The organism is Erythrobacter sp. YT30, assembly GCF_001542875.1.
Lineage (GTDB): Bacteria > Pseudomonadota > Alphaproteobacteria > Sphingomonadales > Sphingomonadaceae > Erythrobacter.
The window spans coordinates 1,588,617-1,601,356 of record NZ_LMAF01000002.1; the positions used below are offsets into that span (position 1 = coordinate 1,588,617).

Annotated in this window: 11 protein-coding genes and 1 riboswitch; of the genes, 4 read left to right on the forward strand and 7 right to left on the reverse strand. The window is 59.3% G+C overall.

Annotated elements, in window-relative coordinates:
- Nucleotides 1-9: 9 nt before the first annotated feature.
- From AUC45_RS12330 to crtY, 4 genes are read right to left on the reverse strand one after another with little or no spacing between them, the layout of a single operon-like run.
- Entirely contained in the window at nucleotides 10-591 is a 582-nt protein-coding gene (locus AUC45_RS12330; protein ID WP_067603000.1) for a TIGR00730 family Rossman fold protein, read from the reverse strand.
- Nucleotides 588-1,013 carry an endonuclease domain-containing protein gene (locus AUC45_RS12335; protein ID WP_067603003.1) on the reverse strand — a complete coding sequence of 142 codons (426 nt, stop codon included), beginning with the start codon at nucleotides 1,011-1,013 and terminating at the stop codon, nucleotides 588-590. Before AUC45_RS12335 ends, AUC45_RS12330 begins: the two co-directional genes overlap by 4 nt.
- A gap of 58 nt (nucleotides 1,014-1,071) precedes the next feature.
- Nucleotides 1,072-2,649, reverse strand: coding sequence for a phytoene desaturase (locus AUC45_RS12340; protein ID WP_082701113.1), 1,578 nt, complete (start codon nucleotides 2,647-2,649; stop codon nucleotides 1,072-1,074).
- A complete protein-coding gene (gene crtY / locus AUC45_RS12345) occupies nucleotides 2,646-3,887 on the reverse strand; it encodes a lycopene beta-cyclase CrtY (protein WP_067603005.1) in 1,242 nt (413 codons plus the stop codon). Before crtY ends, AUC45_RS12340 begins: the two co-directional genes overlap by 4 nt.
- A gap of 111 nt (nucleotides 3,888-3,998) precedes the next feature.
- Here crtY and AUC45_RS12350 point away from each other — a divergent pair, with 111 nt between their 5' ends.
- Nucleotides 3,999-4,598, forward strand: a complete 600-nt coding sequence (locus tag AUC45_RS12350; protein ID WP_067603007.1) for a DUF2585 family protein — start codon at nucleotides 3,999-4,001, stop codon at nucleotides 4,596-4,598.
- Between the two features lie 78 nt (nucleotides 4,599-4,676).
- Complete coding sequence (locus AUC45_RS12355; RefSeq protein WP_067603009.1) at nucleotides 4,677-5,648, forward strand: MipA/OmpV family protein; 972 nt, start codon at nucleotides 4,677-4,679, stop codon at nucleotides 5,646-5,648.
- A gap of 169 nt (nucleotides 5,649-5,817) precedes the next feature.
- Here AUC45_RS12355 and AUC45_RS12360 read toward each other — a convergent pair whose 3' ends face one another.
- On the reverse strand, nucleotides 5,818-7,881 hold the full coding sequence (locus AUC45_RS12360; protein ID WP_067603899.1) for a S9 family peptidase: 2,064 nt from the start codon (nucleotides 7,879-7,881) through the stop codon (nucleotides 5,818-5,820).
- Nucleotides 7,882-8,035: 154 nt separating this feature from the next.
- Here AUC45_RS12360 and AUC45_RS12365 point away from each other — a divergent pair, with 154 nt between their 5' ends.
- Nucleotides 8,036-9,343 carry an amidohydrolase family protein gene (locus AUC45_RS12365; RefSeq protein WP_067603012.1) on the forward strand — a complete coding sequence of 436 codons (1,308 nt, stop codon included), beginning with the start codon at nucleotides 8,036-8,038 and terminating at the stop codon, nucleotides 9,341-9,343.
- A gap of 24 nt (nucleotides 9,344-9,367) precedes the next feature.
- Here AUC45_RS12365 and AUC45_RS12370 read toward each other — a convergent pair whose 3' ends face one another.
- Nucleotides 9,368-11,029: a YadA-like family protein gene (locus AUC45_RS12370; RefSeq protein WP_067603016.1), complete on the reverse strand. Its 1,662-nt coding sequence runs from the start codon at nucleotides 11,027-11,029 to the stop codon at nucleotides 9,368-9,370.
- Between the two features lie 254 nt (nucleotides 11,030-11,283).
- Here AUC45_RS12370 and AUC45_RS12375 point away from each other — a divergent pair, with 254 nt between their 5' ends.
- Entirely contained in the window at nucleotides 11,284-11,886 is a 603-nt protein-coding gene (locus tag AUC45_RS12375) for a thiamine biosynthesis protein ThiC (RefSeq protein WP_067603020.1), read from the forward strand.
- 36 nt (nucleotides 11,887-11,922) lie between these two features.
- Here AUC45_RS12375 and AUC45_RS12380 read toward each other — a convergent pair whose 3' ends face one another.
- Nucleotides 11,923-12,564, reverse strand: coding sequence for an SOS response-associated peptidase family protein (locus AUC45_RS12380; RefSeq protein ID WP_067603023.1), 642 nt, complete (start codon nucleotides 12,562-12,564; stop codon nucleotides 11,923-11,925).
- Nucleotides 12,565-12,607: 43 nt separating this feature from the next.
- Nucleotides 12,608-12,714: riboswitch (TPP riboswitch) on the forward strand.
- Nucleotides 12,715-12,740 lie beyond the last annotated feature (26 nt).

A 12,740-nucleotide genomic window follows, 5' to 3' on the forward strand; every position in this document is an offset into this window, starting at 1 on the left:
GGTGGTATCTTACAGATCTTCCGCCTTCATCTGGAAGATCGGTGTATGCGGTTGATAGCTTTCCATCTTGTCCAGCAGATCAGGAAGGGTCTCTGCCGCGATCAGAATGTTCGAATGCACTGGCCTAACAAATCCTACCTCGGCCATTTTCGCGTTGAAGGCGATTAGATCATCGTAAAAGCCAAAGGCGTTGAGCAGCCCAACCGGGTCCGAATGATAGCCGAGCTGTGCCCAGCTCATCGCTTCCCACAATTCGTCCATCGTCCCGACCCCGCCCGGAAGCGTCACGAAGCCATCGGATAGATCGGTGAACTTCTGCTTGCGTTCATGCATTCCCGATACCGCGATCAATTCATCACATTCGGGATTGGCCACTTCGGACTTGATGAGCGCATCGGGAATAACGCCGATAACCTCGCCGCCTTCCTGCTTGGCGCCTTTGGCCACAGCGCCCATCAGGCCAAGCCTGCCGCCGCCATAGACTACGCCAATCCCGCGTTGAGCAAGAGCAGCGCCGACATCCTCAGCAAGTTCGATATAGCGCGGATCAGCAGGCGAGGCTGAGCCGCAGTAAATTGCGATACGTTTCATAGATCCTCCTCAGTATGGGGAGGGGGACCATCCGCAGGATGGTGGAGGGGCATGTTGTTCAAAGCGACTAGCCTTTCATCACATATTTGGACGATGCGCCTAATCACTGCGTCCATATCTTCAAGCACAAGTTTCGCTGGGATACGCGTGGTGGCAATGCCCTTTGACCGGAGGAAGTGCGAACGAGCGCGATCTGCGTCCACTGCCCGGCGGGTATCATGGGCGCGTCCATCTACCTCAATATCCAGCTTTGCCTTTGCACAGTAAAAGTCGAGGACATAGCGGCCTGCAGGGTGTTGTCTTCTGAACTTGTAATCGCCGGGGCATTTGCGCAGTTCTTGCCAGAGGAGCGTTTCGGGTAGCGACATTTCGCTGCGCAATTTGCGGGCGAGTTTTATGGTTTGTCTTGGGCCTGTGATCATGCCTTGCTGTGCCCCTCCACCAAGCTTCGCTTGGGTCCCCCTCCCCGAGGGGCAGGATTTACGCAGGTGCCTTCACCTTCAAGTCTTCCAGCATAATCCCAGCGGTTGCCTTTCCCGACCCCACAACGCCCGGAATGCCTGCGCCCGGGTGCGTGCCTGCGCCGACGAGGTAGAAATTCTCGATCACATCATCGCGGTTGTGGCCGCGAAGATATGCGCTTTGCCACAGGAGCGGTTCCAAGCTGAACGCGCTGCCCATGTGCGCCGATAGATCCTGCTGGAAATCCTTGGGCGCATAGCTGAATTTCGTCACGATCCGATCGTGAATGTCCGGGATCAGGCGCCGCCCGATTTCATCGAGGACCATCTTTTCAAGCTTTGGCCCAACCTCGTCCCAATCAACCGGCATCTTGCCCATATGCGCAACGGGAACGAGAGCGTAGAACGTGCTCTTACCCTTGGGCGCCATGCTGGGATCTGTCACAGTCGGGTGGTGGAGATAGATCGCGAAATCCTCAGGCAGAACGCCATTTGAGAAGATGTCATCGAGCAGGCCCTTATAACGCTGCGCAAACAGGATCATGTGGTGCGCGATGCCCGGCCATGTGCCTTCGAGCCCGAAGTGGACGACGAAGAGCGAAGGCGAAAAGCTCTTGCGTGACAAGGACTTCGCCATCTTCTGACCGCGCTGGGAATCAGAAAGCAAATCCTTGTAAGAATGCATGATATCGCCATTGGAAGCGACAGCATCGAAGCGCTCTTTCCAACCCGATTTGGTCTCAACTTCATCGGCGCGCGTGCCGATTGTGTGAACCTGCACCACCGGATCGCCGACGCGCATTGTGCCGCCGAGGCGCTCAAAATGACGAACCATGCCCGCAATCAGGCGGTTGGTCCCGCCGCGCGCCCACCAAACACCGCCATCTTTTTCGAGCTTGTGAATAAGCGCATAGATTGAGCTGGTGCGCATCGGATTGCCGCCCACCAGCAACGAGTGAAAGCTGAATGCCTCGCGCAGTTTGGGGTGTTTGATATAGCTGGACACCATCGAATAGACGCTTCGCCAGGCCTGCTCGCGCACCAGAGCGGGAGCGGCTTTCAGCATGGTCTTGAAATCGAGGAACGGCTTCGTGCCCAGTTTCAGGTAGCCTTCCTCGTAAACCCGGGCCGAGTATTCGAGAAACCGGCTGTACCCGACCACATCATCCGGGTTCAGCTTTGCGATTTCCGCGTTCAATTCGTCTTCGTCATTCGAATAATCGAAGTTTGTCCCGTCGGGCCAGTTGAGGCGGTAGAACGGCATGACTTTCATGAGCTCGACATCTTCTGCGATGTCGTGGCCGGTCAGCTCCCAAAGTTCCTCAAGACACGGCGGATCGGTGACGACTGTGGGGCCTGCGTCAAACGTGAAGCCGTCCTTTTCCCAGAAATAGGCGCGGCCACCGGGCTTGTCGCGCGCTTCGACAACCGTTGTCGCGATGCCGTGCGATTGCAGCCGGATTGCAAGCGCCATGCCGCCAAAGCCTGCACCAATGACGCAGGCCGTTTTGCCCTCATACTTCTTGGCGATGTCAGGGTTGATGCCCTTACCTGCCGCCTTCGCGGGTGAGAGATCGAGCTTTGCATCGGCGTTCATGCCGGTTTCTCCGTACTGAGTGGTATTCCGGGCGAAAAGAGGGCGCGCATCGCCCTTGTGATAGCTACGGGAGGCTTGCCCGTGAGGATGCGCACCTTGTCGGCCAATGAACTGTCGCCGGCATAGAAACGTTCCACCAGCGGGCCGGAAAGTCCGTAAAACCTTTGAAGGACGACGACGCGCTGTTCCGGGTCTGCCGCTTCGAACAGCATGCGCACTAGAGTGCGGTAAAAGCTCATGCTTTGCCAATGCGCGCGGGCGCGAGTTTCGCAAAAGCGTGCGAGGTCTTCGCCCGTTGTCTCTGGCGCGCGGGCGAGCAGATCGGCAATCGCCAGCGCGTTATCGGCGGCAAAGGGCAGGGTGTAACTGGTAAGCGGATGTGAAAACCCGCCACGCGATCCCGCAATTGCGACGCCGGGAATGCGCAATTCATCAAGCACGGCATCGAAATTCCCGCCGCTGACCACAGGCAAAATGCCGGTTTCGTGGCCGATGACTTCGCCGGTCAGCCCATTGGCCCGGGCATAATTCTGCGTGCGTGACCACAGCTGGTCTTTGTCCATCTTGGCGTGATCAGCGTAATAGGTGTCTTCGATAAACACCTCGTCTTCGGCCAAAGGCAGGACGTAGACAAATCGATACGCTGCGCCATTGCCATACGGCGCAACCTGATCGACGGTTGCATCCATGATGACAGGGCGGGTGAGGCCGTGGGGCTGATCGGTGCGGATATGCTGGCCAAGGAATACCTGCCAGCCGCCTGCTAGGTTCTCGCTTGAGGTGAACGTGCGGCAGTCGATCACGCGTTTTGCATCAATGCGCGAGCCATCCTCCAGAGTGACACCGTTTGCGTCCAATTCACGGGCGCTGGTGCCCAAACGCACCGATCCTTGCGGCAGCGTCGCCATCAAGACTTTGTGAAAGTCCTCGCTCGCCATGGAGCGGTAACTTGTCGGCAAAGTGCGCCCATAGCGGGGGAAGTGAATCTCGTACCCCTCATCCCAGGCATTCAACGGAAAAGCGGAAAGCAGATCGGTCGCCGCATCCTCAAGATCGCTCGTAAACCAGCTCCAGCGGTGATTGCCGCCAAGGCTATCCCCCGCATCGAGCAGCACAAACCGGCAATCGGGTACGCGATTATGCAATGCAAGCGCCAGCAAGCCACCGGCCAGGCCGCCGCCGACAATAACGACGTCTGCTTCGGTTTTGGCGCCCGTTTCTGCTTTTGAATCGCTCATCTGTTCAATGCCCTAGGCTTAAGTGAGTGTTCGAGCAATGTTACACACAATCCCCGGTGCGTTTGGCAGCGCGGCTTGCGCGAAGTCTCTTGCCACATCAGAAGCTTGCGCATGGCTCAGCTTATCCCGGATCGCACCACGATCATCGTTTCCATCGGCATCACGATTGCGGCTGTTTTGATCCTGCTTGCGATGGACCGACCGCCGATTTGTGAATGCGGGTATGTGAAGCTGTGGCATGGCGACATCAATTCGATGGGCAATTCTCAGCATATCGCCGATTGGTACACGCCCAGCCATATCATCCATGGTCCAATTTTTTACGCGCTCGGCTGGCTGCTGTTCAGCAAGTGGAAGATCGGTGGGGAGAACGCGGTTCGATGGGGATTGCCGCTTGCGGTGTTTTTGGAAGCGGCGTGGGAAGTGCTCGAAAACACGCCGATGGTGATTGATCGGTTCCGCTCGGTTACGGCCAATTGGGGCTATTCAGGCGATAGTGTGCTCAATTCTACCGCTGATATCGGCTGGATGGCCGTCGGCTTCTACCTCGCGATGAAACTGCCTGTGAAAGTCACCATTATCGCTGCCATCATCATGGAAGTGGTCGCAGCGCTGGTAGTGCGCGATGGATTGACGCTGACGGTGATTATGCTGCTGTTCCCGATTGACGCGATTGCCGAATGGCAGGCAGCGGGCGGCGGCGCGGCCTAAGGGGTGAACCGCAGGCCGAATTGAGGGAACCGCTAAAGGATCAGGTGGTTGAGTGGCTGAAACGAAAGGTCGCCCCCCATGCCTCTCCTCTCTAAGTCCCGCTTGAAATCCCTCCCCGCAGCAACGGCTTTTGTCGCGCTTGCATTCACAGCATCCCCGCTATTGGCTGAGGACGCGTCGAATGAAAGCGAGCAGCAACAAGGCCCGCCTTCCGGTATGGAGCAGCAAGGGCAGGGTGAAGGGCCGCCAGCCGGCCCGCCCGCCGGTCTTGGCTTCAAGCCTGTTTTTGATGACACCTGGGTCACGGTCGGCATCGGCGCAGGGCTGGTGCCGAGCTATGCAGGGTCAGATGATTACGTCCCTTTCCCACTCCCGCTGATCGTCGGACGCGTCGGCGGAGTGGGTCTGCGCCCCAATGGCCCCGGTATCGCTCTCGATGTGCTGAGCAAGGCGCCATCGCTTGCGCCGAGCACCGACCCGATCTTCAATCTCGGCCCCGCATTCCGTATCCGCAATGACCGCGTCAACCAGATCGAAGATGACGTGGTCGAGCAATTGGAAGACCTCGATCTTGCGGTCGAAGTTGGCCTGGACGCTGGCGTCACCTTTCCCGGCGTCTTTACCCGGGGCGATAGGCTTTCCATAGGAGCCCAAGCGCGCTGGGATGTGGCTGGCGCGCATGATGGCATGGTGGTCGAACCCAGCATCGGATATTCAAAGCCAATCGGCACCGGCACACTCGTCAATCTCAATTTCGGCGCGCAGTTTGTCGATGACAGTTTTGCCGAATACTATTTCAACGTGAACCCTGCCGACAGCCTGACCAGCGGGCTCCCTGTCTTTAACGCCGATGGCGGCCTCAATTCGCTAAGCGCGCTTGCGATTATTACGAACGATCTGGACGGGAACGCATTGAATGGCGGCTTCAGTATCTACACCATCGCAGGGTACACCCGCATGATCGGTGATGCAGCAGACACGCCCTTCACCGACATACGCGGTAATGCCAACCAGTTTATCGCCGGCTTGGGTGTGGCGTATACGTTCTGAGCTTGCGAGCGCGCATCCGCGCGCTCGTCCTCGATGCTGTTCCTTCGCCCGGAGATATCCGAGCTCCGGCCATCTGCGGGCGGGTGGTCACCCTTGCGGCAGCTTTGGCTGCCGACTTGGCACCGTGTTATTACTCCCCTCCCTTATTCAGATAGGGGAGAAACGCAGATCAATCCTCGTCTTCCTCTTCGGGATAGGCGCCCTCGGCTCCTTCCGCTAGTTGCGGACGGGGGGCTGGCATTTCTGCTCGGCGGTCGCCTGTTTTGAGGTACGTGTCGAACCACTCCATCATCCGCAGATTGTAGTCATAGCGGCTGGCGGCGATGCGGTTGCCGTGGCCTTCGCCGGGGTAGAAGACGAGGCGGACGGGCACTTCCGGTTTGCGCACTTTGATGCTGCGATACAGCTCAAGGCTTTGGCCCGGATCAACCCGCGTGTCCTCTTCGCCGTGCATGATGAGCGTCGGCGTGTTCGCTTTATCGACGTGATAGACGGGCGAGACGCGCAGCATAGCTTCCCAATCGTCCCACGGCCATTTGAGGCTGTGAACGTTGTACATTTCGTAAGGGATATCGCCGGTGCCGAACTTCGAAACCTGATTGGAAATGCCGACAAACATCACGCTGGCCGCGTATTCGTCTGAGTAATATGTCGCGCCCCATGCACTCGCATAGCCGCCATAAGAGCCGCCGGTGATGCCGGTGCGATCGGGATCAGTGATGCCTTCTGCAACAAGAGCCCGCTTCGCATCGACGATGTCGCGGAATTCAGGATCGGTGTAGCGGCCCTGGTGCGCTTTTGAAAATGCCGTGCCGTATCCGGTTGAGCCGCGATAATTGGGCAGGAACACGGCGTATCCCTGGCCTGCCGCAACCTGGCCAGGCTTGGAATACGCGGTCTGCCAGCCGTTTGATTCATGCGCTTCGGGGCCACCGTGGACATTCATGATCGTGGGAGCGCCGCCGCGTGGGGCACCGCCAACAGGCTCGATCAGGACGCCTTCGATGGTCGTGCCATCTGTGGCGGTGTACTGGTATGCGCGCTGATTGCCGAACGTGATTTCGGACAGCCATGGATTGTGGCTGGTCCAGCGGTCAAACGCTCCGTCATTCCAGACGAACAATTCGGTCGGGTGCTGCGGGGCATTGGCGGCGAATGCCACGGTGCCGCCAGCCTGCTCAATCCGGGTAAGGATAAGCTCGCCCGGATCAGCTTGACCCGCCACGCTGCCATCGGCGTTGTAGAAGCGCAGCACGCTTTGCGCGCCCACATGGACTACAGCTGCCAGCCTTCCGTCGGCCAGCCATTCGGCATCAACGGCCGCTTCGGGAGCGCCTTGATTGAGCGCGCGATATTCGCCTGTCGTAATGTCGACGAGGTGCAAGGTGGTTGCCGCCGGATCGTTCATGTCGATCCCGGCGATCAGCGACAATTGCGTGCTGTCAGGCGAGATCTCAACGTCTTCAATCTTGCCCGGCGTCGCAACCACTGCGCGCACCGCGCCATCTGAAAGATCGATGATGTTCACGCGCTTCTTGGTGTAGCTGTCATCGACCAGCGGCGTCGGAGCGGTATCGACGATAGCAAACGAGCCATCAGGGGCGATATCGAATGCACTCACAAAGCCGGGGAGCGAAATCTCGCGCGGGGCTTCGTCCACTTCATCACCCATCTGCGCGACAAGCATGCGCGCCGGGCGGAACTCTTCTTCGTAAACCTTGGCGTTAAAGCCCGCTTCTTTCTGCTTGGTGCGTTGTTTGTCCTCAACCGGTCCAGCGAGCATGTAGATGACGCTACCATCGGGGCTGAATTTGTAAGAGCGCACTTCGGCATCTTCGGCGGCGGCAAGCTTGCGATAGGTTCCCCCATCAACCGGCACGCCCCAGACGGCGCGTTCCTCATCATCCTTTGACCACATGAAAGTGATCATGCTGCCATCGGGTGAAAAGGCGACCCCTGATGGGCTGATATCATCGGGCAGGTAAGCGCGCGCTGTGTCGGGCGCGTTTGCAACTTTCAGTTCGCCCTTGAACCCGCCATTGTCTTCGCCTTCGGTCACATCGGGAAGGCTGGATGTGGTGAATGCGATGCTTTGTCCGTCAGGCGCGACAGCCATCGTGCCAACGCTTTCAAGCTTGGCGACATCTTCGGGCGTCATCGGGCGGGCTTGGGCGGTGGCGGTAATGGATGCTGTGGCCAGCAGTGTGGCGGAAACAGTCAAGATCCGGGTCATTTTTGTGGTGGTCCCCAATAGAAATACGGTGGTGAGCGCTCTCATAGCGACGGATCGATGAATGGCAAATGGCCCATATGGGCGGATTGAAGGGGTTGCCATTGAACGCGCCGCGGCCCATCAACCACGCAGGATAAAAGGGGAGAGAATACAAATGGGTTTGCTTCGGAAGGTGTTCGGCGGATCGTCCGCTGCTTTGGCAGCGCTGGCAGCGACGTTCTCTCTTCCAAGCCACGCGCAGTCGAATGTTGATACGATTGTTTTCGCGGGCGCCGTGCTTGAGGATGCAAACAGCGAGCCGCGCGGTGAAACCACAATCCTGATCGAAAACGGCCGGATTGTCGGGGTTGAGGATGGCTTTTTACCGATCGTGCCGTCCAATGCGACGCAGATAAACCTCCGCGACAAGACCGTGATGCCCGGTCTGATCGACCTCCACACGCACCTTTCGGGTGATCCATCGGGTGAGTTCTGGCGCGCGGCGACAACGCCCCCTGAATACTACACGCTGATCGCGGCAAAGAACGCGCGGATCACGGCGCTCGCTGGCTTCACCACAGTGCGCGATCTGGGTTCGCGCACTGATCAAGTGACGCAAAGCCTTCGTACGGCGACAGAGCAGGGGATCGTACCCGGCCCCCGTATTGTCACCTCTGCGCGCACGATCAGCATTGTCGGCGGGCACGGCGATGTGAACGGATTCCACAAGCATGTGAATGACGTGCTTGCATCAGGCTTTACCTGCACTGGCGCTGTCGAATGCTCTGAAAAGGTGCGCCAAGCCTCCAAATACGGTGCCGATCTGATCAAGATCACGGCAACGGGCGGTGTGCTTTCCCAACAAGGCCGAGGCCTGGAAGAGCACTTCACCGCTGAAGAAATGGAAGCAATTGTCGAAACGGCTGAATTGCTTGGCCTTAAAGTTGCAGCGCACGCACATGGCGCGCGCGGCATCGAAGCGGCAGCCAAGGCGGGCGTCCACACCATTGAGCACGGCACCTACATGGACGAGGCCGCAGCGCGTGCGATGAAAGCCAGCGGGACAACTTTGGTGCCTACGCTGATGGCGTTTCAGGGGATCAAGGAAAACCTTGGCACCGGGTTCTACACACCCGTCGTTGAAGAAAAAATCCGCGCCGTGAGCGAGATCGCCGATACGATCATTCCGCGAGCCCGCGAATATGGCGTCAACATTGCATTCGGCACCGATGCTGGCGTCTTTCCGCATGGCGAAAATGCGGGCGAGTTTGCGCTGATGGTTGCAGGCGGAATGTCCAGTCGTGAGGCCATCGCTGCCGCCACCACAGGCGCGGCCCAAATTCTCGGCATGGAGGGCGAGATTGGCCGGATTGCGCCGGGCTATTCAGCCGATCTGATCGCGGTGGACGGCAACCCTCTCAATGATGTGACCACGCTTGAAAGCGTCGATTTTACCATGGTGCGCGGCCGCGTGATCGAATAGGCGCGGCCGCTCCCACAGCGGCGATCAGAACTCACCCGCAATGCCTGCACGAACGGCGGTCGAATTGCCGCCCGCATAGCTGACGCCGGCTGTGAACGCGACATCTCTCTGCAAGCGGTGCATGATGCCCACCGATACACCGACTTCGCCGCGATAGGCTGCGACATTGCTGGCATAGCTGGTTTTACCCGCAGCGCTCGGAAAATGCGGCGCAGCCTGCGCTGCGATCGAGGCAATGCCCCGTTTCGCATCACGGTTCACCGTTTCGGCAAGATCAAACGCCCCGTCAACGCGCGTTTCAAGGCCGCTCACTCGGCTTTCAAGCGCGCCAAATTGCGCATCTGAAACCATCGCCAGCGCATTCACCGAATTGCGCACATTGGCGACCGAGGCCGCAGTTGCGGCTTGCTGACGACCTAAAGTGCCATTGGCATCGACAGTAACGAAATCGAGCGCGCCTTGCTGGGCTGCGGTGGAAGCGGAGAGATCGCCAATTCGAACCGATGATCCCGCCCCGCCAAGCGTGACCTGATCGGCAGCGGTTGTCGCTGCGCCCGCGCCTATTGCTGTCGATCCACTTTGCGCCGCGACGGCTTCCGCGCCCAAGGCCGTCGAGTGATTGCCGGCAGCCGACGCTCTGAAGCCCAACGCGGTGCCTCGCGATCCGGCATGGGAACGAAAGCCCGATGATGTACCGCCCACGTCTGTCGCGGAGAGCTGACCCAAGGCGATCCCCTGCGCTGCGGAGCTTGCCTGAGACCCAATGGCGACGCTGTCCGATCCAATCGCACTTGCCCGGTCACCAATTGCAACGGTCCTGTCGCCCGATGATGTCGCATCATATCCGATTGCTGTTCCCCGGATGCCGGACGCGGCATCGGTGCTGAAGCCAAAGGCAGTTCCGCCCTGTCCAGCCGATGCGAGCGCGCCAAGCGCTACGGTGGCATCTCCGGAAGCATTTGCTGACGAGCCTATCGCCGTCGAGGAACTGCCCCTCGCTTGGGTCCGATGACCAATGGCTATGGCCCGGGTCGCGCTCGCGACTGATTGCGATCCGATGGCCAACGCCTCAACCCCTGTTGCCGCCGATTGTGCGCCTAAAGCTGTCGCAAAAATCTGGTTGGCGAGGCTGTCTGCACCGATTGCGGTTGAATCTGCGCCTAGCGCCATTGCGCCGATATCGCCTGCATCATTGCCATCGCCCCCAACAGCTAGCGCGCCGACACCGCTCGCATGGGTGTTCCAGCCTGCTGCAAATGCGCCATTTGCGCTGGCGAGCGAGGCTCTGCCGATGGCGATTGCGCCTGCCCGGTTTGCGGTTGCATTGCCGCCCAAAGCGGTGCTGAAATTGCCGCTCGCCTCTGATTGTTCGCCCAGAGCGCTCGCGCTTTCGCCCGAGGCATCAGCGAACCTGCCCATCGCGATCGAACGGTCTCCTTCAGCATTGGCTGAGCTGCCAAATGCGCTTGCAAAGGCGCCCGTTGCCAAGGCGTTGATCCCGCAGGCGGTCGATGTTTGATCATCGTTGGAATTGGCCTGCCCGTCATTATCGGTCGGCCCCAAATCAACCTCGCCATCATTGTCGCGATCAAGCAGGCAATCATCGGCCTGGGCCGCGGTGGGCATAAGAAACGCGGCCGCAGCTGCCCAAATGAAAGCGCGCGATAATTTGATTGATATTGCCATGGTAAGCCCCCAGCCTTGGCCATGATTGACGAAATCACGGCGTATGCATGCGGGATGCATAGATCGTGAGGAGGCTAGCGCGGCCATTAAAAGCTGTATTGCTGCGATGCCGCCAGATCTGAGGTATTGGCCGCGCTGCGCTGGCGTCCGGCACTGCAGGTGCCAGTGCTGGGCTTTTCGTTCATCTGGCTGTAACTTTCGAGCAGACCTGCGCGAACGACGTTGGGTACACTCAAACGCCAGGGGCAAAACGCATGGAATTCACGCTCAAACGCAACACGCAGATCGTCGCGATCTTGCTGCTCATCGCTGCGATAACGCAGGCGACTTACACTGCGCTCTACATCAGCGAAGCCGATGTCCCGCGCCAGCTTTTGTGGGGAGCAGAAGGTGTGCTCTTTACGCTCATGGCCGCTTTTGCGGGGGCTGCCATGCTTGAGACGAAGCGATTTTACCTCGCATGGTCGTCCATCGCATTTGCCGCCGTTTTGAATGTTGTTCAGGTCGGCGTGGGGCTCACCATGTTCGGCCCCTTTTTCGAAGCTGCTGGCGAAGTTGAGGCGCTGGCTCCTGCAGCAGGCGCGGTCGTTGCGTTTTCCTTCATGGTCTATAACGCGGCAAAGGTTCTGCTGGCTCTTGCTCTCATCACGCTTGGATTGGCGAAGCTGGGCGAGGGTTCCAAGCTGCTCGGCGGACTGAGCGCGATTGTGGGTGCGATCGCAGCTGTCTCCAACGCGCTTTCACTGGCTATGGGCCGCGATTTCTCAGGCGAGCTGCCGATTGCTGGCGGATCGGGCGTACTGGCGACGGTGCTGTTGGCAGTGTGCCTCTTGAGCCTGCCTCGACAAGAGGACTGATCGTACCGCCGCAACGAGATCTCTTCGCCGTAATTCTCAATTCGCCGCTGGATCTCCGATTTCCAGCAGTGTCGCGGCTCTTGAAGGTTCGGTGGCGGTACTGGCCGCATCCCAATTGCCGTGAAGCCAGTCCTCCTCCGCCCGCTCATCGTCTGGAAGAACCACCGGCATTGATCGGCAGCCTGCCTTCAACGCGGCGCCAGAGGCAGCGCGCGTCAGCAGTGCAAAAGCGGGCACTTCCTCGTCCTTCCACACGCCAGCCAATGCGAAGATGCGCTCACCCTCAGGCGCAAACCAGTGCTGCAGCCGCCGCCCCTCGTAATCGGTTTCGCTGCCCCACAGCATGATACGGGTCGCAGGCACGAGGCAGCGAAATTCGCTGTTGCGCAGATTGCCGATCCAGAATGGACTATCGGTGTTGCGCACCGACGTTATCCGGCGCGTCGGGTCTTCGGCTGCAGGAGGTGGCAAGACGCCCCACAGTCGCGGTGTCATGCGCGGTTGCAGCGGTTTTCCCGATGGGCGAGCCCCCGCAATAAACTCGCGCCCTGCGGTGATGACCGGCGCGAATTTGAGAGGCGCGACATAGCCGCCTTGCCACGGATCATCGCCTGCCCTGGCGCCGAACCGCGAGGCAATATCCTCAGCGCTCGCATCGAGGCGGTAAAGAACTGTCATTTCTCGCAAGCCCTAGACGCGGGCCAAGCCAGGGTCTATCGCTGTGTCATCCCCGGGGAGCCATGATGGCTGAGAGGGTGGTTAAAGTCCGCCGACCCGTTGAACCTGAACCGATTAGCATCGGCGGAGGGAGTGGGCGCGTTTATGGCGACAGGTCCACTTTCTCCGCATTGAGG

Coding starts and splice junctions, on each gene's coding strand:
- AUC45_RS12340 (WP_082701113.1), bottom strand. CDS start 2,649: ATGAACGCCGATGCAAAGCTCGATCTCTCACCCGCGAAGGCGGCAGGT.
- AUC45_RS12370 (WP_067603016.1), bottom strand. CDS start 11,029: ATGGCAATATCAATCAAATTATCGCGCGCTTTCATTTGGGCAGCTGCG.
- crtY (WP_067603005.1), bottom strand. CDS start 3,887: ATGAGCGATTCAAAAGCAGAAACGGGCGCCAAAACCGAAGCAGACGTC.
- AUC45_RS12365 (WP_067603012.1), top strand. CDS start 8,036: ATGGGTTTGCTTCGGAAGGTGTTCGGCGGATCGTCCGCTGCTTTGGCA.
- AUC45_RS12330 (WP_067603000.1), bottom strand. CDS start 591: ATGAAACGTATCGCAATTTACTGCGGCTCAGCCTCGCCTGCTGATCCG.
- AUC45_RS12350 (WP_067603007.1), top strand. CDS start 3,999: ATGGCTCAGCTTATCCCGGATCGCACCACGATCATCGTTTCCATCGGC.
- AUC45_RS12335 (WP_067603003.1), bottom strand. CDS start 1,013: ATGATCACAGGCCCAAGACAAACCATAAAACTCGCCCGCAAATTGCGC.
- AUC45_RS12360 (WP_067603899.1), bottom strand. CDS start 7,881: ATGACCCGGATCTTGACTGTTTCCGCCACACTGCTGGCCACAGCATCC.
- AUC45_RS12355 (WP_067603009.1), top strand. CDS start 4,677: ATGCCTCTCCTCTCTAAGTCCCGCTTGAAATCCCTCCCCGCAGCAACG.
- AUC45_RS12380 (WP_067603023.1), bottom strand. CDS start 12,564: ATGACAGTTCTTTACCGCCTCGATGCGAGCGCTGAGGATATTGCCTCG.
- AUC45_RS12375 (WP_067603020.1), top strand. CDS start 11,284: ATGGAATTCACGCTCAAACGCAACACGCAGATCGTCGCGATCTTGCTG.